This is a genomic window from Flintibacter sp. HCN-6482 (assembly GCF_037892565.1).
Taxonomy (GTDB): Bacteria; Bacillota; Clostridia; order Oscillospirales; family Oscillospiraceae; genus Lawsonibacter; species Lawsonibacter aceti.
In genome coordinates this window covers 89,056-107,068 of sequence record NZ_JBBKBK010000004.1, presented here as the reverse complement: position 1 = coordinate 107,068, position 18,013 = coordinate 89,056, and the positions used below count along the sequence as shown (strand labels likewise).

21 protein-coding genes are annotated in these 18,013 nt (G+C 57.8%); 9 read left to right on the top strand and 12 right to left on the bottom strand.

The window, feature by feature from the left end:
* Positions 1–16 precede the first annotated feature (16 nt).
* Positions 17–451: an ACT domain-containing protein gene (locus tag WKS99_RS12095; RefSeq protein ID WP_147573189.1), complete on the top strand. Its 435-nt coding sequence runs from the start codon at positions 17–19 to the stop codon at positions 449–451.
* A gap of 119 nt (positions 452–570) precedes the next feature.
* Here WKS99_RS12095 and WKS99_RS12090 read toward each other — a convergent pair whose 3' ends face one another.
* Complete coding sequence (locus WKS99_RS12090; protein WP_147573191.1) at positions 571–993, bottom strand: GNAT family N-acetyltransferase; 423 nt, start codon at positions 991–993, stop codon at positions 571–573.
* A gap of 26 nt (positions 994–1,019) precedes the next feature.
* Between WKS99_RS12090 and WKS99_RS12085 the strand changes: the two genes are divergently transcribed.
* Positions 1,020–1,154 carry a hypothetical protein gene (locus tag WKS99_RS12085; RefSeq protein ID WP_262670188.1) on the top strand — a complete coding sequence of 45 codons (135 nt, stop codon included), beginning with the start codon at positions 1,020–1,022 and terminating at the stop codon, positions 1,152–1,154.
* 50 nt (positions 1,155–1,204) lie between these two features.
* On the opposite strand, the gene WKS99_RS12080 is transcribed toward WKS99_RS12085, so the two are convergent.
* Positions 1,205–1,930: a TraX family protein gene (locus tag WKS99_RS12080; RefSeq protein WP_340406219.1), complete on the bottom strand. Its 726-nt coding sequence runs from the start codon at positions 1,928–1,930 to the stop codon at positions 1,205–1,207.
* A gap of 207 nt (positions 1,931–2,137) precedes the next feature.
* Between WKS99_RS12080 and WKS99_RS12075 the strand changes: the two genes are divergently transcribed.
* Positions 2,138–2,491, top strand: a complete 354-nt coding sequence (locus WKS99_RS12075) for a BlaI/MecI/CopY family transcriptional regulator (RefSeq protein WP_340406217.1) — start codon at positions 2,138–2,140, stop codon at positions 2,489–2,491.
* Between the two features lie 4 nt (positions 2,492–2,495).
* Entirely contained in the window at positions 2,496–3,842 is a 1,347-nt protein-coding gene (locus tag WKS99_RS12070) for a M56 family metallopeptidase (protein WP_340406326.1), read from the top strand.
* A gap of 38 nt (positions 3,843–3,880) precedes the next feature.
* On the opposite strand, the gene WKS99_RS12065 is transcribed toward WKS99_RS12070, so the two are convergent.
* The 4 genes from WKS99_RS12065 to WKS99_RS12050 all read right to left on the bottom strand — a co-directional run bounded on the left by WKS99_RS12065 (position 3,881) and on the right by WKS99_RS12050 (position 8,254).
* A complete protein-coding gene (locus WKS99_RS12065) occupies positions 3,881–4,342 on the bottom strand; it encodes an SseB family protein (RefSeq protein ID WP_340406215.1) in 462 nt (153 codons plus the stop codon).
* Between the two features lie 34 nt (positions 4,343–4,376).
* The gene (locus tag WKS99_RS12060; RefSeq protein WP_340406213.1) at positions 4,377–5,222 is read right to left on the bottom strand and encodes an amidohydrolase family protein; all 846 of its coding nucleotides are present in this window, start codon (positions 5,220–5,222) and stop codon (positions 4,377–4,379) included.
* A 120-nt stretch (positions 5,223–5,342) separates the two neighbouring features.
* Positions 5,343–6,887 carry a sodium:solute symporter family protein gene (locus tag WKS99_RS12055; RefSeq protein ID WP_147573201.1) on the bottom strand — a complete coding sequence of 515 codons (1,545 nt, stop codon included), beginning with the start codon at positions 6,885–6,887 and terminating at the stop codon, positions 5,343–5,345.
* 251 nt (positions 6,888–7,138) lie between these two features.
* Positions 7,139–8,254 carry an SLC13 family permease gene (locus WKS99_RS12050; protein ID WP_340406210.1) on the bottom strand — a complete coding sequence of 372 codons (1,116 nt, stop codon included), beginning with the start codon at positions 8,252–8,254 and terminating at the stop codon, positions 7,139–7,141.
* A gap of 22 nt (positions 8,255–8,276) precedes the next feature.
* Here WKS99_RS12050 and WKS99_RS12045 point away from each other — a divergent pair, with 22 nt between their 5' ends.
* Positions 8,277–8,420 (top strand): hypothetical protein, encoded by a 144-nt coding sequence (locus WKS99_RS12045; protein WP_340406208.1) that lies wholly within the window; start codon positions 8,277–8,279, stop codon positions 8,418–8,420.
* Here the strand turns inward: WKS99_RS12045 and WKS99_RS12040 are convergent.
* From WKS99_RS12040 to WKS99_RS12025, 4 genes are all read right to left on the bottom strand, one after another.
* Positions 8,417–9,769 carry an MATE family efflux transporter gene (locus WKS99_RS12040; RefSeq protein ID WP_340406206.1) on the bottom strand — a complete coding sequence of 451 codons (1,353 nt, stop codon included), beginning with the start codon at positions 9,767–9,769 and terminating at the stop codon, positions 8,417–8,419. The genes WKS99_RS12045 and WKS99_RS12040 overlap by 4 nt on opposite strands.
* A 1-nt stretch (position 9,770) precedes the next feature.
* A complete protein-coding gene (locus WKS99_RS12035; RefSeq protein ID WP_147573206.1) occupies positions 9,771–10,205 on the bottom strand; it encodes a MarR family winged helix-turn-helix transcriptional regulator in 435 nt (144 codons plus the stop codon).
* A 171-nt stretch (positions 10,206–10,376) separates the two neighbouring features.
* Positions 10,377–11,807 (bottom strand): pyruvate kinase, encoded by a 1,431-nt coding sequence (gene pyk, locus WKS99_RS12030; RefSeq protein ID WP_186851829.1) that lies wholly within the window; start codon positions 11,805–11,807, stop codon positions 10,377–10,379.
* A gap of 213 nt (positions 11,808–12,020) precedes the next feature.
* A complete protein-coding gene (locus WKS99_RS12025) occupies positions 12,021–13,202 on the bottom strand; it encodes a pyridoxal phosphate-dependent aminotransferase (protein WP_240288425.1) in 1,182 nt (393 codons plus the stop codon).
* Positions 13,203–13,217: 15 nt separating this feature from the next.
* On the opposite strand from WKS99_RS12025, the gene WKS99_RS12020 reads away from it, so the two are divergent.
* The 4 genes from WKS99_RS12020 to WKS99_RS12005 are packed head-to-tail and all read left to right on the top strand — an operon-like array spanning position 13,218 to position 15,774.
* On the top strand, positions 13,218–13,394 hold the full coding sequence (locus WKS99_RS12020; protein WP_186851830.1) for a hypothetical protein: 177 nt from the start codon (positions 13,218–13,220) through the stop codon (positions 13,392–13,394).
* Positions 13,395–13,431: 37 nt separating this feature from the next.
* Positions 13,432–14,193 carry a phosphoenolpyruvate-utilizing N-terminal domain-containing protein gene (locus WKS99_RS12015; protein ID WP_186851831.1) on the top strand — a complete coding sequence of 254 codons (762 nt, stop codon included), beginning with the start codon at positions 13,432–13,434 and terminating at the stop codon, positions 14,191–14,193.
* 25 nt (positions 14,194–14,218) lie between these two features.
* Positions 14,219–14,866: a DUF1847 domain-containing protein gene (locus tag WKS99_RS12010; protein ID WP_186851832.1), complete on the top strand. Its 648-nt coding sequence runs from the start codon at positions 14,219–14,221 to the stop codon at positions 14,864–14,866.
* 47 nt (positions 14,867–14,913) lie between these two features.
* Positions 14,914–15,774: a conjugal transfer protein TraX gene (locus tag WKS99_RS12005; RefSeq protein WP_262670222.1), complete on the top strand. Its 861-nt coding sequence runs from the start codon at positions 14,914–14,916 to the stop codon at positions 15,772–15,774.
* Positions 15,775–15,911: 137 nt separating this feature from the next.
* Here WKS99_RS12005 and buk read toward each other — a convergent pair whose 3' ends face one another.
* Positions 15,912–17,000 (bottom strand): butyrate kinase, encoded by a 1,089-nt coding sequence (gene buk / locus WKS99_RS12000; protein WP_262670177.1) that lies wholly within the window; start codon positions 16,998–17,000, stop codon positions 15,912–15,914.
* Positions 17,001–17,012: 12 nt separating this feature from the next.
* Positions 17,013–17,912 carry a bifunctional enoyl-CoA hydratase/phosphate acetyltransferase gene (locus tag WKS99_RS11995; RefSeq protein ID WP_186851835.1) on the bottom strand — a complete coding sequence of 300 codons (900 nt, stop codon included), beginning with the start codon at positions 17,910–17,912 and terminating at the stop codon, positions 17,013–17,015.
* Positions 17,913–18,013: the final 101 nt, after the last annotated feature.

The following is an 18,013-nucleotide window of genomic DNA, read 5'->3' as shown; positions in this document are numbered from 1 at the left end:
AAAGGAGGAAAGCGGTATGAATATCAAGCAGATCTCCGTCTTTGTGGAAAACAAGCCGGGCGCCCTGTATGCCATGACCGGGGTGCTGGCTCAGAACCAGATCGATATGAGGGCCCTGAATGTGGCCGAGAGCAGCGACTTCGGTGTGGCCCGCGTGATCGTGGATGATGTCTATAAGGCCGCCACGGTACTGAAGGAGGCGGGCTATGTCCACAATATCACCCCTGTGCTGGGGGTAGCCATCCCTGATGTGCCTGGCGGACTGAACAAAGTGCTCCAGGTACTCACCGATGCCAAAGTTAATGTGGAGTATATGTACGCTTTCCTGGGCGGTAAGGATACCACCAACGCCTATATGGTATTCCGGGTGGCCGACAACGAGGCGGCTGCCGCCGCCCTTGCGTCCCGAAGCATCAAGACGGTGGACCAGGAGGAGATGAACAACCTGTAAGGACGGGGTGTCCAAACCTTTCACAACGGCAGAGGCCGCCCATTGGGCGGCCTCTGCCGTTGTGAAAGGAAGGATTTGTCTTCGGGCGGGTCCATAATGATAGAAGATCCATGCTGGCCTTATCGAGTCCACACCATCCGATATTCCATCTCTCCGGTATGCTCATCCAGCCCTTCCCGCTGTATCACGAACCGTTCCCTCTGATAAAAGGCGACCGCTCTGGAATTTTTCTGGTATACGTTTAGCTCCAGTCGGTCTTTGCGGGCCTTTACAAAGTCCAGCAGCCGTTTCCCAACCCCTTGGGATTGTGCCTCCTGGCGGATAAATATTCCCTCTATGTAACTGCCGTTGAGGCCCACGAAGCCCTGTATGGCTCCCTCTCTCTCACAAAGATAGACCTCGGCTTGGGCAAGGGCCTCCGTTACTTCGGACAACTGGCCTTCCCAATATTGGGAAGGAATAAAAGCGTGGGCTGAGAGATTGGTATTGAGCCAGATAGCGGACACAGCGCTGATATCCTCCGTCTGTAAAGCTCTGATCATAATTCGCTCCTAAGAGATGATTTGGGGTGTCTGATACCATTATATCACAAGCGGGGAAGGGCAGCAACGGAACGAGGGGATATAAAATGCTCTCTGTGATTGTGCTGCTGATTGGCATACTGCTGATGGGAGCGGGCCTGTATGACCGGACTGTGTTTTAGAGAAAAAAGCTCCGCTTTGAGTGATTTCAAAGCGGAGCTTTTTTGTAAATTTATACATTTAGTATCACTCTCGCCAGGCCAATGGCTGCCAAATGGGCAGGATAGAAGGCATAGAAAAACCACTTTGGCACCTTGATGCCTGTGTGGGTGGGGAGAAAGATGGGAAAGGCAGACAGGACAGCGAAGATGGTCCAGTTGATGGCGTGTCCGGCGATCTTCACACTGAGGGGGTCCTCCATTTGTCCGCCCCACAGGGCAGGCAGCCAGAAGAGCACATAGACGGCCGCCCCCAGGACGGGTCTGTTTCGGCACAGATAGAAAATGAGCATCAGCACGATGCCGTTGGCCGAGTAATCAAAATTGACAAAGCTGGCCAGCAGGAATAGGGCGAGGAACAGCCACCAACGTCTGGTATGGACTCCCCACAGGGCTAGCAGGCTCACCAGCAGCGTGAAAAAGATGTTCATATTCATCCACTCCGCTTGCCAGTCCCAGGGGTGAAAGGCAAAGATGTAGAAGGGCTGGGAGATCAGGGCGAAGGCCCCCAGCCGCAGGAGGTATTTCCTGATGTCGCGGGTGTACAGCAGACCCACTGTCAGACAGTAGGCGAAGATGGGGAAGGCCAGCCGCCCCACCCATCGAAAGACGGGGTACTCCGGAAAAAAGGCGGTGCCCACATGGTCAATGACCATGGAAAGAATGGCGATCAGTTTAAGAAAGTCAGTGTCCAGATTCGTTTTCAACTTGGGCATGGCGGAGAGCGGTTTGGTTTCCATACGGGTCCTCCTTGTATATGCTTTCGTCCAATGCTGCGACAGTATAACACTGTCGCTGGCAAAACGCAAGACGTTTTGCCCTGACAGGACTGGGGACCGTCCGAGAAAGCTCTGCCCCTTTGGAAAAACTTACCTTGACACAGGAGGTTTATTATAGTAAACTTAATTGAGAGAGGTTTATTGTGATAAACTTAAGAAGGTGAGTCTGTGGAAAAGCTGTTTGAGGGGGAATACCGCGTGATGGAGGTGCTGTGGGACAGCGGGCCGGTAAGCTCCACCCAACTGGTTTCCCTGTGCGGAGAGCGGCTGGACTGGAACAAGAGCACTACCTACACCGTTCTGCGGCGGCTAAAGAATAAGGGCTTAGTGCGCCACCAGAACACAGTGGTTACCCCTCTGGTTACCCGGGAGGAGGTCATCCGGGCCCAAGGGGAGGAGTTGGTGAGGCGGGCAGGGGGACTGCCCCTGTTTATGACCGCCTTCCTCAGCGGCCGAAAGCTTACCGCCCAGGAGGCGGAGGAGCTGAAGGAGCTGATCGACGAGAAAATGGGGAGCGAGTGAGTTGGTGAAGTTTGTCTCATTCAGTGGAATCTTGCTGTTCAATATGGGCCTGATGGCCGGGTTGATCATCGGGGCCCTGCTGCTGCTCCGCCCTCTGCTGACCCAGCTGCTGACCCCTGGCCAGCGGATGGCCCTTTGGATGGTAGCTTGGTTGCCAATCTACATGCCCCAGACGTATGAGGGGTCCAATATGCTCTCTTTCCTGCCTGTCACCTTTCGGTCCCTGGTGGTGCCTAGGGTGGGTATTTCTAACATCCCTACATTTTTCCCAGAGGCAGTCTGGGAGAGCCGGGACTATCACCTGGCCCTGCCCGGCGGAGCTCTGGTTCGGGTTGGGCTCAACCAGTGGGCCGTGGCCATTTTGTCTGTGGTGGTGATCGGAGGTATCCTGGTGTGCGTGTGGGTGTCCTTCCGCCGGCAGAGAGAGCTGGTGGCCCAGGGGAGGACGGGACGTCTGCTGGAAGGGCGGGACCCCCTGCTTCAAAATGTCCCAGGGTTGGACGACTATGATGTGGTGGTCCGCCTGTGCCGGGGCCTGCCTGCCAGCTTTGTAGTACGAGGGAAGGAGATCGGCGGCCTTCCGGGGGACTACTCCATCTTCCTTCAGGAGGGAATGCCCCCGGAGCAGATCCGACTGGTGCTCCGTCATGAGGCGCAGCATATCAAGTCCCACCATGTCTGGTGCAAGGGCTATGCCAATATCGGGCTGGCGCTCTACTGGTGGAATCCCTTGGTGTGGCTGGGCTATCGAGCCTTCTGCCGGGATCTGGAGCTGGCTTGTGACCGGGCGGTTCTCCGCCGTCTGGCGCCGGAGGAGCGGCGGGAGTACGCCAAGACTTTGGTGGAGCTGGGCAGTGGCCGCCAGTTGTGGGAGGCCCCTCTGGCCTTCGGGGAGTGCGACGCCCAGCTTCGGGTGAGAGAAGCGGTAGAGTACCGGCCCGGCGGCTGGAAGGACACCGCCCGAACGCTGGCGGCCGGTGTGTTCACTCTGGCGCTGATCCTGTTTTTTCTGGGCGGCCCCAGTGAGCTGGATCGATTTGAAGATGCCCTCCTAGCGAAGGAGCAATCCGGAGAGGAGCGCTCCGACTATGTCCATCGGCTGGCGGAACAGGCCGGGGTCTGGGAGGTGGAGGATGCGTCCGTCCTCCAGGCCTGGTATTGGACGGAGCGCCGGGAGTGGGTGCTGGTGAGGATAGGCTCCCCCATAGGGCACCACATGGCCGTCCAGATGGAGAACGGCAGATGGTGGACTATAGAGCTGTATGGGGGTGGCTGTGACAATTTCTACGGGAGAAATGGACGACCTCTGGATCAGTCTCCCGTCCTGTCCGGCTGTGCCCGAGTTATATAGAAGAAGGCCCCAGCCATCGTAAGATGACCGGGGCCATTTCATGCCTGATCAGAGGCGGACCGCTCCCGCTTTCTTTGGACCAGGTGGTTCATCATGGCCCGGTCGAAGGACAGGCAGGAGCCAAAGGGGTCCACCACAAAGCCCGCCGCCCGGTTGTCCCGCAGGACCATGGCGGCATAGTCGTCAAAGGTGAGGACCAGGGTTTGCTGGTTTTTGGGGCCGCACAGCTTGCGCAGCTCCTCCCAGCAGGTGAAGGCGGGGAAAAAGGGCTGCCCCTCCTGATTGGGCAGCAGTTGGAACTGGATGGCGGTGCCCTCCCCCAGTGGGGCGCTCTCCTGCTGCTCCGGGGCGGGAGAGATGGTCACCGGGGCCAAAAAACGGGCCTTGGAGATGACGATGTCCAGCACTGCCTCCCGGCTCGCCCGGCTGCCCTGGGCGGCCATATCAGCGACCGCCTGGGCCAGTTCCGGGTTGGTGATAGGTTGTGTGAGATCACTCATGGAAAAGACCTCCTAATCAAAAATATCCGGCGCCTTAGGACAGCCCTAGCAGCCTCTGGGCGTTACCGCCCAGAATGGCCTCCAGGTCCGGCTGACTTAGGGGCAGGGCCCGGAGCTGGGCGATGCCCTCTTCCTGCCTACGCCAGGGGCTGTCGGTGCCGAAGAGTATCCGGTGTGCGCCAAAGGTGTCCACCATGCGCAGAAACTGGGCCTTGGACATTAGATCCAGCTCCTCCGGAGCGAAGTGGCCGTCCCCCCTGTGGGCAATCCGGCCCAGGGCGTAGGCGGTGTCCAGATAGACATGGGTATGGGGCAGCAGCTCCTCCACTTGGTCCCAATTTCTCCACCCACCCATGTGAGCCAGAATGAGCTGGAGGGGGCCTGCCTGCTCCACCGCCCGGAGGACCATCTCTGGGGAGCAGTTTACTTGTCCGGGAAAGCCGATATCCAGTCCGGCGTGGGTCAGCACAATGAGGCCCAGCTCTCCGCACCGGTCCAGGATGCGCAGGTAGCGGGGGTCGTCGAAGTCCACCCCCTGGTAGACGGGGTGGACCTTAATGCCCTTCATACCCAGGGCGGCCACCCGTCCCAGTTCCTCCTTCCAGCCGTCGAAGTCTGGGTGCATACAGCCGAAGGAGAGAATGCCATTCCCCTGGCTGTTCAGGCGAGCGGAGGCGTCATTGATGTGGACCACTTGGCGGGGGCTGGTGGCCACGGGGAGGACCAGGGAGAAATCTACTCCAGCGGCGACCATGGAGGCCCGCAGGCCCGCTTCTGTCCCATCGGTAAAGGGGCGGGTGTGGGAAATATCCTGTAATTTTTGAATGGTGGAGGCGGCGATGCGCTCCGGAAAGGTGTGGGTATGGATATCGACGACCATAAAAAACTTCCTTTCGGAAATGAGGATAGAACATACCGTCAGGGCCCACAAAGTGGGCCCTGACAGAGTCGTGTGCTTATTTAGGATACCACAGCGCCCACCTTTTTGCAAAGAGGGAATTTATTTGTCCCCCAGGGCCTGGCTTTGCCGGACCAGCACCTTCTCGTCATAGCAGGAGAAGGCGTCCTCTACCAGCGCACGGTCCGGCTTGGCGGTGCAAAGGGAGACCAGGGGAACGATCACAAGACCAGCGACCATGCAGAAGGCCCCGGCGTTGATGGGGGACTGAAGGAGGGCGGGAAGGACGGACTTTAGAGGGCTGATGACAGCCAGCATAAAGACGGTGGAAAACAGGAAGCTGGTCCAGCAGGCGGCCTTGGTGGCCCGCTTCCAGTACAGCCCAAAGAGGAAGGGGGCCAGAAAGGCGCCGGCCAGGGCGCCCCAGCTGACGCCCATGAGCTGGGCGATGAAGGTGACGTTGGACCTGTATTGAATGATGGCCAGCACCACGGAGATGGCGATAAACACCACGATGAGGCAGCGCATGACAAAGACCTGGCGCTTCTGGTCCATGTCCTTCCAGACGTGGTCCTTCAGCAGATCCAGAGTCAGCGTAGAGCTGGAGGTGAGCACCAGGGAGGACAGGGTAGACATGGAGGCGGACAGCACCAGGACCACCACCACCGCCAGCAGAACGTCTGGCAGGCCGGACAGCATAGTGGGGATGACGGAGTCATAGCCGTTGGCGGCGATATCAATCTGGCCGCTGAACAGCCGTCCGAAGCCCCCCAGGAAGTAGCAGCCCCCGGCCACGATGACGGCAAAGAGGGTGGAGATGACCGTGCCGGTGTCGATGGCCTTCTCGCTCTTGATGGCGTAGAATTTCTGGACCATCTGGGGCAGTCCCCAGGTGCCGAGGGAGGTGAGGACCACCACGCCCAGCAGGTTCAGGGGGTCGGGGCCGAAGAAGGAGGCGAAGACGCCGGGGGCGGCGGACACCTCCGGGTCGCTCACCTGGGCCAGCCCCTCCAGGGCAGCCAGAAAGCCCCCCTGGCTGTTCAGGACGGCGGCGATCACCGCCACGATGCCGAAGATCATGATGATGCCCTGGATAAAGTCGTTGATGGCGGTAGCCATATAGCCCCCGGCGATGACATACACTCCAGTGAGCACTGCCATGACTACCACACACACGGAGTAGTCGATGTCAAAGGCCATGCCGAACAGCCTGGACAGGCCGTTGTACAGACTGGCGGTGTAGGGGATAAGGAAGATGAAGATAATGACTGAGGCGGCGACCTTCAGGGACCTGGAGCCAAACCGCTTGCCAAAAAATTCGGGCATGGTGGCGGAGTCCAGGTGCTGGGTCATGATGCGAGTCCGGCGGCCCAGCACGACCCAGGCCAACAGAGAGCCCAGGATAGCGTTGCCGATGCCCGCCCAGGTGGCGGCAATACCGTACTTCCACCCAAACTGCCCGGCGTATCCCACAAAGACTACGGCGGAGAAGTAGGAGGTGCCGTAGGCGAAGGCGGTGAGCCATGGTCCGACAGACCGCCCACCCAGCACAAAGCCGCTGACATCGGTGGCGTGTTTCCGGCAATACAGACCGATGCCCACCATGACGGCGAAGAACACCAGCAGCATACCCAGCTTGATACCCATTTTGAACCAGTCCTCTCATCAAACACATTTGGTTTATTAGTTTGATGCGTTAAAGTTTAACGCACAAAAGCGATAAAGTCAAGAGAGAATTTGATTGTTTGGGAAAAAAGTTTTTCCAAGCTGGGATGCTCCCGATCAGAAGGGGCTGGGAAACAGGGCGATGAAGGGGGCTGCGGGGACTGGGTGGGAAAGCGGCAGATTTGCAAGTGGATGATTGAAGGGACGCTCCCGACACTGGGAACGTCCCTTTGTCACACGGCCAGGAGGAGATAGCCACCCAGCAGTATTGTCAGAAAAACCAAATTGGCCGCAGTGAACCACAACAGGTATTTTCCCTTTTTGTGGGGAGAGCGGCGGACCACCTGCTTATAGGAGATCAAACTGGCCATAGAGGCGATCAGCGTACCCAGTCCCCCCAGATTAGTGCCAACCAGTAGTGCGGTCCCGTTGTCTGTAAAACCAGACAGCAGCAGGGCGGCGGGCACATTACTGAGCGCCTGGCTAGCCAGGACGGCGCATACCGCCTCATGGTGAGCGAGGACGGCCCGGAAAAAGTCATGGCAGGCGGGCAGGCGGCTTAGGTTGCCCACAAAGAGAAAGAAGCCTACAAAGGTGGCCAGCAGGGACCAGTCCACCCGGACCAGCACACGGCGGTCTACCAGGGCAGTGAGCACGGCCACCAGTACGCATAACAGCGCCACAGGCAGGGCTTTCGCCACCGCGGCCAGACAGAGGACAAAGAGGATGAGGTAAAAGCCCAGACGCCTGCCTTCGGAAATCGCGGGAGGTGTCAGCTTGGGTAGGGACAAGGGGGTGGAGCGGCGGCACAGAAGGAACAGTAGAATCAGCAGACCGGAGGCGGCGGTGAGGGGGAGCATGGACCGGAAAAACTCCCCAAGGCTCATCTGATAGTGGGAGTAGAGGTACAGGTTTTGGGGATTGCCGATGGGGGTAGCCATACTGCCTAGATTGGCGGCGATGGTCTGCATGGCCACCACAGGGATCAGGCGCTCCTCCTCTCCGGCTAGCTCTAGTACCTCCATTGCGAAGGGAACAAAGGTGATAAGGGCCACATCGTTGGTCACCGCCATGCTGAAAAAGAAGGGCAGGAAGATGAGCGCACCCTCCAACTGTCTGGTCGTGGCCGTCCGCTCCAGCAGATGCTCACCCAGACGGCGGAACAGACCCAGCCCCTGGAGCCCTGCCATCACCGCCATCAAAGAAAAGAGCAGCCCCAGGGTGCCGCCGTCGATATAATCCAGATAGGCCCGGTCCGGGGGGACCAGAAAGGCTGTGGCAGCCGCCAGCAGCCAGGCGATGGACAGCACCGTTTCCCGCCGTAAAAATACTATGAGCTTTTGCAACACACATCTCTCCATTCGGGAGGATATGTTAGCACAGACAGAGGGAAAAATCAAAGAAAATATTTTTGTGGGGGAGAGGCTGGAGGATATCGAATTACCATATGTCAGCACTTTGGAGGGTAGAGAAATAGGAAAGCCCCCAAGCCAAAATGGCTTGGAGGCTTGTTAAGCCGTCCGGGACAGAAGCTTTTCCTGCCGGAGGACACGGAGAAGAAAGAGAAGGGAGAGAATGGCGGTGAGTACTCCGGTAGAGGTGGAGATGAGCCACACCCCATCCAGCCCCAGGGCGCCGGGCAGTACAAGCAGGGACAGGAGGGGGAAGACAAGAGTCCGGCTGAACGCCAGGACCAGGGAAAGCCCCGGTCGATTCAGGGCGGTAAAGAAGGAGCTGAGGCAGGTGCTCACCCACCCAAGGAGATAGGACAAGGAGAAGAGCTCCATGGCCCGCAGGGTCATGTCCAGCAGAGCTGAGTCCTCCTCCTTGAGGAACAGGGGGATGACCTGTTCGCCTCCGAGCTGCATCCAGACCAGCACAGCCAGGGAGATAGCCGCCGCCGCCGTCAGGACTCGCTTCTCCAGGGCGAACATACGGGTACGGCTGCCGGCACCATAGTTATAGCTGATGGCGGGCTGCATGGAGTCGGCCATGCCGAAAAGGAGGGCGCCGACGATGCTGTCCACATACATCACGATGGAAAAGGCGCTTACCGCCGGGGTGCCGGCCAGATGGAGCAGTACACTGTTGAGGATGACCATGAGCACCGAGCCGGCGATGCTGGAGAAGAATTCTGAGCTGCCATTTGCCAGCAGGGCAGCCAGCTGATGGAGAGGTACCCGGCCCCGGACAAAGCGTAGGGGCAGTTTTTTTCGTAGGAAGGGGAGCAGGCCAAGGACTGTGCCCAGGGCCATCCCAATGCAGGAAGCCAGGGCCGCCCCGGCCACTCCCCAACGGAAGACAATAAGGAATAGAGCGTCCAGTACAATGTTCACAAGGGAGGTGAACACATTGATTCCCATGCTGTACCGGACCCGGCCGCAGATGCGCAGATAGTTGTCCAATGCGAAAAAGAGCATGATAAAGGGGGCCAGCAGAGCATAGACCCGCAGGTAATCCACTGCCATAGCGGTGACCTGACGCTCCGCGCCCATGAGTGCCACTGCGGGCCCGGCCAAGAAGAAACCCGCCGCTCCGATTAGAAGAGAGAGCAGAAGGATGAGCTTGGAGCAGAAGCTGAAAATACGGCTGGCCTCCTCGGACTTCTGCTCCCCCAGGCGAATCGCGATCTGGACCGAAGAGCCCACGGCTACCAGATCGATCAGGGCAAAGCTGATTAAAAGCAGGGGCATGACTAGGTTAACGGCGGCCAGGGCGTCGGCCCCAACATAGCGGCCCACAAAGATGCCGTCCACTACTGTATAGAGCGAGGTGACCGCCATGCTGATCATACTGGGCAGAGCACATCGGAAAAAGAGCCGGGTAGGGGAAAGGGTGATAAAAATACGTTCTTGCTGTGTCATATTAAAGATCCTTTTGATACTCCTTGCTGAATATGTCTAAAATCGCGCAGAACAGGTCAATTTCATCCTGGGAGTAGGCGGCCTCCACCTGACGGGCCGCACGCTCCAGCGGACGGTCATAGGCTTTTAGCGCCAAGGCGGCCGGCCCGGTAACTGACAAGTAGCTGACACGCCGATCCTCCTCGCTCCGGGTTTTGGTTACCAGGCCCAGCTTGACCAGTTCCCCGACTTTGATGGTGGCTGCCGCGCGAGAGATGTGCAGGGTGTCTGCCAAGGTGGTGACAGTGCACACGCCCAGGGCCTGCTGATAGGAGATGACATCCAAATACATGATGCTGTTATAGGACAACTCACCTCCTCCAGTCTTGTTTACTTGGCGCAGGTCACTGACGGTAGAGTCATAATAAAATCTGCACAGACTGTCACGCAGGTCCATAAAACAGGCGCCTCCTAAATAGTTAACCAGATTTAATTAAATTTGCTTAATCAATATAACAGAAGATTATAATGTTGTCAAGTAGGAGAAAGAAGGATGCTAAGAAGTAAAAAATCCGTCCAAGCACAGCTTGGACGGATCAGATGTACGAAAGGGAAAGGAAAGATATGCTCAGAGATCCTCCCCGCTGATGACTTGGGCTTTAATCAGGTTGGTGGAGCCGCTCTTGCCCAGGGGGACCCCAGCGGTAATCACGACCGTGTCCCCAGCCTGGACCAGCCGTTCCTTCAGAGCCACCTCGGCGGACAGAGAGAAGATGCGGTCGGTGGAGTTGACCTCTCCGGTGAGGAAGGGGATGACACCCCAGCAGATGTTCAGCTGGCGGCGCACCTTCTCATGCATGGTCAGGGCGGCCACGGGGCAGGAGGGGCGGAACCGACAGATCATCCGGGCGGTACGGCCGGAGTTGGTGGCCGCCAGGATGGCCTTGGCGTCCAAGTCCTTGGCGGTCAAACAGCAGGTGTGAGTGATGGCGTCGTTAATGTTGCTGGCCGGGACCACCCTCTGCTTTTGGAAGTGGCGCCAGTAGTCAATGGAGGCCTCCGCCTCCTCCACAATGCCTGTCATAGCTGTGAGGGCCTCCACCGGATATTTGCCCCCAGCAGTCTCGCCGGACAGCATGACGCAGCTTGTGCCGTCAAATACGGCGTTGGCCACGTCGGACACCTCTGCCCGGGTGGGCCGGGGGTTGCGCATCATGGAATCCAGCATCTGGGTGGCGGTGATGACAGGCTTGCCTGCCTGAAGGCCCTTGCGGATGATTTTCTTCTGAAGGATGGGTACCTTGGCGGCGGGGATCTCTACGCCCAGATCGCCCCGGGCCACCATAATGCCGTCGGCGGCGGCCAGGATCTCGTCGATGTTGTCTACGCCCTCCTGGTTCTCGATCTTGGCGATGATCTTCACACTTTCCCCGCCACAGTCCTGAAGGACCTGGCGGACCGCCTCAACATCGCTGGCCTGACGGACAAAGGAGGCAGCGATAAAGTCAAAGTCATTCTCCACCCCGAATCGGATGTCTGCCACATCCTTCTCGGTCAGGGCGGGCAGATGGATATGGACGCCGGGGATATTGATGGACTTATTGGCGGATAAAGTACCACCGTTCTCCACTGTGCAGACGATGTCCTCACCCCGGATCTCATCCACCCGGATGGCCACTAGGCCGTCGTCAATGAGGATCTCCTGGCCGGGGGCCACCTCCTGGTGGAGCTTGGGATAGCTGACAGAAACATGCGTCTGGTCCCCCACCTCCTCCCGTGTGGTCAGAGTGAAGGTATCCCCCGCCTCCAGGGAAATGGACTTGGTGTCGAAGTTGCGGATGCGGATCTCCGGCCCTTTGGTGTCCAAAATTGTGGCCACCGGGCGGCCCATAGCGTCACGGACAGCCTTGAGCAGACTAAGCCGCTCCAGGTGCTCCGGGTGGCTGCCGTGGGAGAAGTTGAACCGGGCCGCGTCCATTCCGGAGCGGATCAGGGTGCGAATCATATCCTCGCTGTCCACCGCGGGGCCCAGGGTGCAGATGATCTTTGTTTTTCTCATATTGATTTCCTCCTGTGGGAATCAAACTGTTCAGACTTCGTACATCCCTATCATACAGGAAAAGAGGGGCTTTGAACAGGGGGCAATTCCATGAAATTATGTCCTCTCCATGACCAAAAATCCGACAAATGGGAGGGGGGCTATCCGAATGGTGAACGGACACAGAAGGTATGAAAAGACCCCCTCCCGCTTAGGCGGAAGGGGGCAGTCATTCTATCGGTAGGAGTCAGCCAGAGCCTTGAATTTCGGCAGGGCCCGCTGGATCATCTCGGTCTGGACACAGTAGGCGATGCGCACATGGCCGGGGGCGCCGAAGCCGGAGCCGGGGACCAGCAGCAGGTCGAACTTCTTGGCCCGCTCGCTGAAAGCCAGATCATCGGGCTCCAGGGACCGGGGGAAGAGGTAGAAAGCGCCGCCGGGCTGGGCTACATGGTACCCCATCTCCCGCAGGGAGGAGGTGAGCAGCCGGCAGTTCTCCTCGTACACCTTCAAATCAGAGGTCATATCGCAGCACAGAGAGGTCACCTGCTGGAACAGGCTGGGAGCGTTCACATAGCCCAGGGAGCGGCCCGCCCCTGCCACGGCGGCGTAGACCTCGGCAGAGTCGGTGATGTCACCGGGGACCAGCACATAGCCCAGCCGTTCGCCGGGGAGGGACAGGGACTTGGAGAAGGAGTAGCACACGATAGTGTCCCGGTAGATGTGAGGGACCCAGGGGACCTCGAAGCCCTGGAATACAATTTCACGATAGGGCTCGTCAGAGATGAGGTAGATGGGGTGTCCGTACTCCTGACTCTTGGCGGTGAGGACGGCGGCCAGCCGCTCCAGGGTGTCCTTAGAGTAGACTACGCCGGAGGGATTGTTGGGGGTGTTGACCACCACGCCCTTGGTGTGGGGGCCGACAGCCTTTTCAAAGGCCTCAAAGTCAATCTGGAAGTGGTCGATCTCCGGGGGAATGAGTACCATTTTGGCCCCCGCGCCTTCAATGAATACCTTATATTCGGGGAAATAGGGGGCAAATACGATGAACTCGTCCTCGGGGCAGGTCAGTCCGCCGAAGACACAGCAGAGAGAGGCGGCCGCCCCTACGGTGATATAGAGCTGGTCGGCGGTGTAGCTGGCCCTAAAACGGCGGTTCAGGGAGTCGGCGAATCGCTGGCGGGCCTGTGCGTCGCCCTGGGCGCTGGTGTAGCAGTGGATCAGTTCGGGCTGTTCCCGCAGAATGCGGATGGCGGTCTCGTTGACCGCGTCGGGGGCGGGAACGCTGGGATTGCCCAGCGAGAAATCAAAGACGTTTTCAGGGCCGACAACAGCGGCCCGCTGCTTGCCGTACTCAAACAGCTCACGGATCACAGACCGGGCGGTGCCCAGTCCAAGCATACGTTCAGAAACCACGGGGATGACCTCCTTATGAAAAATCGGGAAAAAAGAACAGGAACGGACCTGCTTGTCCATTATACCACGGCAATTTATCAGCGTAAAGCGGCAATTTTGAGTCAGAGGGAAGAAAAAGGGGGGAAGTTCGATGACAAGAGGGGCAAAATCAGCCACGCCTCGCCTTTACAAACGGAGAATGGGGGGCTATAATCAAAGAAATACCAGTGGAGAACGGGGAGGTGAGGGTATGCTGGAGTTGGCTGGAAGATCCATCGCGGAGCAGATCGCTATTGGACAGTTGCACTTTTACCGGCGTGAGCCCCCTGTGTTAGCCCCCCGCTCTCAACGTGGCCCCCAAGAGGAGCTGGAGCGATTCCAACAAGGACAGAGGCAGGCCGTACTGCAGTTGGCTGCCCTCTACGACCGTGCCTTTGCCGAGGTGGGGGAGGAAACAGCCTCTATTTTTGCCATCCACGCTATGCTGCTGGAGGATGAGGACCTTGTCCGAACCATCACGGACATGATACAAAGGGAGGGGGCCACGGCAGAATATGCTGTCAAGGCGGCGGGGGATGCTCTGGCCGCCGCCTTTGGAGCGATGGACAGCCCCTATATGCGGGCCAGATCGGTGGATATGCGGGACATCTCCCGCAGAATGCTCCGGGCGCTGCTGGGTCGCCGGCCAAAGGCACCCTTGACCCGGCCGGGAACCATCCTGGTCTGTGAGGAGTTTTTCCCCAGCGAGGTGATGGAGTTGGACCGCCGCTGGCTGGTGGGACTGGCGGCTATGCGGGGCAATGTGGACAGCCATACCGCTCACCTGCTGCGGGCCTATCACATCCCAGGCATGATTGAGCTGGACTTGTCCCCGGACCTGGAGTGGGAGGGACAGATCGGCCTGATGGACGGATTTGACAACAAGCTGTATTTGGACCCGGACCGGGAATTGATGGAGAAACTCCGCCTGAGGTATCAGGAGCGGGGCTGCCCCGTGGGCTGCGGGACATAGAAAGAAAAGAAAGGGGAGCGTACACATGGAGCGGGAGAGGAAGCGGAGGTTGAGCTGTACGGACTGCGGCCTGTACAACTGTCGAAACCGGGGGGAACAGTACCCGGAATTCTGTTTGACCACCGGATGTGTGGAGGCGGGGGAAACCGCTGAGTTGGACCAGATTTATGGCGGCGACACCATAGACGGGAAAATGGCTCGGGCTGCCGCCCAAATCGAGGGGCGGTATTACTGTACCAAGACCCGTGTAGAAGAAACCGTCCTGTTTATCAAGGAGATCGGGGCCAAAAAGGTGGGGATCGCCACTTGTTTTGGACTGATTAACGAAGCTAAGATCTTTGCCAAAATCTTGCAGAAAAACGGAATTGAGTATGTCAGTGTGGTGTGTAAGGTAGGGGGAGAGGACAAGGCGAATATGGGGCTAGCCCCTGAGGACACCATCTGCAAGGGGGCCCATCCGGAGACCATGTGCAACCCCATCCTCCAGGCACGGGTGCTCAACCGGGAAAAAACGGATCTGAATATCGCTATCGGCTTGTGTGTAGGCCATGACGCCCTGTTCAGCAAGTATTCTGACGCGCCGGTGACTACCCTCATCGCTAAGGACAGGGTGCTGGGCCATAACCCGGTGGCCGCTCTGTACAGCGGGTACTATAAAAAACTTTATGAGTGAATCGATCCAGGGATGCCGTGGGATGATTTGAGGAACCAGACTTGAAGGTGCTATTTGAAAGAATAAACGGTGGCGCGGACTGCCTGGATAGACGTTTGGAGCAAGTACAGTTCCTGACAGGAAATTCCTTGAAAATGATCGCTGTTATGGCGATGGTTATTGACCACACCTGCAAAATCGTCCTTCAGTGGCTCTTATCAAATTACTGGGGCGTAATGGTGGATACCGGGAAACTATCCTGGGAGCAGTTTGAGAAAATTGATTATTTCATTCGATTTGATCTGCAGAGCATAGGTACAATTGCGTTTCCGCTGTTTTGCTTTTTGCTGGCAGAGGGTTTCCAACATACTAGAAACAAGAAGCGATATATCGGGTTAATGCTTGTATTTGCGCTAATCTCCGAAATACCTTTTGATATAGGATTTTTTAGCAGATATTCGCTTATGGAGGGTACATTTCCGTTTTATTTAAAATATCAAAATGTATTTTTCACTTTGTTTTTAGGCTTATTGACATTAGCGTGTCTCGAAAGATGCTCGTGCAAATCACAGGTGCGCACTGATAAAATTAAGTCAGTGGTTTTGCAAGTTGTCAGTGTGGCGCTTTTTTCTGTAATTGCTGAACTGATACGCTGTGATTACGGGATACAGGGGATCCTGTTCATATCCGCGTTCTACGTCTGCCGCAGCCATCGGGTCTATCAAGTGCTGCTGTTCCTTCTGGCATATATGGGGGCGACTGGAAATCAGCCGACTATGTGCATCCTTTTTACCTGTCTGCTCATTTTACTCTATAACGGCAGGCGGGGGAAACTGAAATTGAAGCGCTTTTTTTACGTATTCTATCCGCTGCACATTACGATTTTGTACCTATTCCGATTGCTCTTGGAAAAGTCGATGATAACCTGATCGCGCGATTTTGATTTGCCGGGGCACTGGCCCCCTGAAAAAACCTGTGCTGCGCATAACAAAGTCCTCCGTATGAATTCGATCATGCGGGGGACTCAGTTTGTTAAGCGATAATTCTGTAAGAGCGCAGACTATTGTTATTGAATCGGCATAGGGCAGACGGGGCAGAAAGTATGCACCTGTTCCTGGCCGTTGAGGATACGCAGAGCGCCCAGGGCCAGGGCCTCCATCTCGTTTTCTCCGGGGATGACCACCACCCGACACAGGTTGTGGAGATAGTCGATGACCATGCTGGTGAGCTTTTTGGAGTTGGCCAGCCCCCCGGTGAGGATGACCGCGTCGATCAGCTCATGGAAGCAGCCCAGCATGATTCCAACGCCCTTGGCGATCTGGAGGGCTTGGGCCTGGTAGACCAGGGCCGCCCACTCATCCCCGTCCTCGATACGGCGCTCCACCTCCCGGCAGTCATGGGTGCCCAGCAGGGCGGACATCCCACCCTCCCCCCGAAGCTTTTTCAGCATCTGGGCCTTGGTGTACTTGCCCGAGTAGCACAGATCCACCACATACAGCATATTCAAACTGCCCGCCCGGTCCGGGGAAAAGGGGCCGGCGTCGTCGGACACAGAGTCGATGATGCGCCCGTGGCTGTGTGCGGAAATGGAAATTCCACCCCCCAAATGGGCCACGACCAAATTCATATCCTCGTATTTCCGGCCCATGGCCTGGGCGTATTTGTGGCTGGTGGCTCTGGCGTTGAGGACGTGGCAGAAGCTGGTGCGGGTGACCTCCTTAAAGCCAGTGACACGGGCCTCCGGGGGCAGCTCATCACTGGTGACCGCGTCGTAGATATAGGCGGGGATGCGCAGCGGTTCAGCAAATTCCCGGGCCATCAATCCACCCAGGTTGGAGGCGTGGTCAAACACTGTGTGGTGGAGCAGGCAGTCGGTCAAGTTGTCATCCACCACATAGCCGCCGGCCACGATATTAGGAATGATGCCGCCCCGCCCTACCACAGCGGAAAGCTGCGTCAGGTCAAAGCCCTCCTGGGCCAGCCAGCTTCGGACCAGGGCCACCCGGTAGTCTAACTGGTCGTTGAGGGCAGGATAGGGGGACAGGTCCTGGTTGGTGTGCCCGATGCTTTTGAGCATCAACGGGTGCTCATCCTCGTAGACAGCGGCCTTGGTGCTGGTGGAGCCTGGGTTGAGGACTAAGATCTTGTGGGACATGTCAGCTTCCTCCTAATCCATGGCGGCGCAGAGCAGGATAGAGTAATATTTCTCCTCCGGCGTGGCCCCACGGGAATTGATGGTGATAGGGACCGCCGCTCCCAGCACGACTCCGGCCATCTGGCCGCCGGCCAAGCCATATAGGGCTTTGCCCAGTACGTTGCCCACGGCGATAGCGGGGACCAGCAGAATGTCCGCGTCCCCGGCCACCGGGCTGTGGTAGCCCTTCACCAGAGCCGCCTCGCGGTCGGTGGCCAGGTCCAGAGAGATGGGCCCTTCCACGATACAGGGACCGAATTCCCCCCGCTCTCCCGCTTCTTTTAGTGACAGGGCGTCCCCGGTTTCAGGCATAGCGGGATTCACCGTTTCCACAGCGCACAAGGCGGCGGCCTTGGGCCGTTCATAGCCCAGGAAGCGGCAGAAGTCCACCGCGTTTTTCAGGATATGGCCTTTCTGCTCCAGATTGGGGGCTACTACCATACCGCCGTCGGTGATGAATAGCAGCTTGTGGTAGCGGGGCACATCCAAAATAGCCACATGGGACATGACCTGGCTGGCCCGAATGCCTGTTTCCCGGTGGACCACCGCCTTGAGCAGAGTGCCGGTCTGAAGCATCCCCTTGATGAGGATATCCCCCTTTCCCTCCCGGATAAGAGCGACAGAGCGGGCAGCGCACTCCAGATCATCCTGGGCGTCTACGATCTGTTCTGGAGAGAGCTCCTCCCCCAGACTGCGGGCAATGGATCGGATCTCGTTCCGTCGGCCTACCAAGATGGGGCGGATCAGCCCGTCTCGGCGGGCGGAAAAGACTGCCTGTAAGGTGTGTTCGTCATGGGCCGCGGCTACCACCGCCTCCCTGGGGGAGAGATGTTGCAGCCGGCTCTTCAGAGCTGAAAAACTCGAGATGACCATGGGCGTCCTCTTTTCTGTCAGTTTGTCGCACCTATTCTAACATTCCAGAGAAAAAAAGTATAGGGCAAATTTGCTGTCCTTCCCCTTGACGGATGGGACCG

What these genes read in the sequence shown, in the direction of transcription:
- WKS99_RS12080 (WP_340406219.1), bottom strand. Translation starts at nt 1,930, where the DNA reads ATGGAAACCAAACCGCTCTCCGCCATGCCCAAGTTGAAAACGAATCTG.
- WKS99_RS12065 (WP_340406215.1), bottom strand. Translation starts at nt 4,342, where the DNA reads ATGAGTGATCTCACACAACCTATCACCAACCCGGAACTGGCCCAGGCG.
- WKS99_RS12020 (WP_186851830.1), top strand. Translation starts at nt 13,218, where the DNA reads ATGAAAAATCGGGAAAAAAGAACAGGAACGGACCTGCTTGTCCATTAT.
- WKS99_RS12015 (WP_186851831.1), top strand. Translation starts at nt 13,432, where the DNA reads ATGCTGGAGTTGGCTGGAAGATCCATCGCGGAGCAGATCGCTATTGGA.
- WKS99_RS12055 (WP_147573201.1), bottom strand. Translation starts at nt 6,887, where the DNA reads ATGGGTATCAAGCTGGGTATGCTGCTGGTGTTCTTCGCCGTCATGGTG.
- WKS99_RS12095 (WP_147573189.1), top strand. Translation starts at nt 17, where the DNA reads ATGAATATCAAGCAGATCTCCGTCTTTGTGGAAAACAAGCCGGGCGCC.
- WKS99_RS12035 (WP_147573206.1), bottom strand. Translation starts at nt 10,205, where the DNA reads ATGGACCTGCGTGACAGTCTGTGCAGATTTTATTATGACTCTACCGTC.
- WKS99_RS12060 (WP_340406213.1), bottom strand. Translation starts at nt 5,222, where the DNA reads ATGGTCGTCGATATCCATACCCACACCTTTCCGGAGCGCATCGCCGCC.
- WKS99_RS12040 (WP_340406206.1), bottom strand. Translation starts at nt 9,769, where the DNA reads ATGACACAGCAAGAACGTATTTTTATCACCCTTTCCCCTACCCGGCTC.
- buk (WP_262670177.1), bottom strand. Translation starts at nt 17,000, where the DNA reads ATGTCCCACAAGATCTTAGTCCTCAACCCAGGCTCCACCAGCACCAAG.
- WKS99_RS11995 (WP_186851835.1), bottom strand. Translation starts at nt 17,912, where the DNA reads ATGGTCATCTCGAGTTTTTCAGCTCTGAAGAGCCGGCTGCAACATCTC.
- pyk (WP_186851829.1), bottom strand. Translation starts at nt 11,807, where the DNA reads ATGAGAAAAACAAAGATCATCTGCACCCTGGGCCCCGCGGTGGACAGC.
- WKS99_RS12045 (WP_340406208.1), top strand. Translation starts at nt 8,277, where the DNA reads ATGTTAGCACAGACAGAGGGAAAAATCAAAGAAAATATTTTTGTGGGG.
- WKS99_RS12090 (WP_147573191.1), bottom strand. Translation starts at nt 993, where the DNA reads ATGATCAGAGCTTTACAGACGGAGGATATCAGCGCTGTGTCCGCTATC.
- WKS99_RS12010 (WP_186851832.1), top strand. Translation starts at nt 14,219, where the DNA reads ATGGAGCGGGAGAGGAAGCGGAGGTTGAGCTGTACGGACTGCGGCCTG.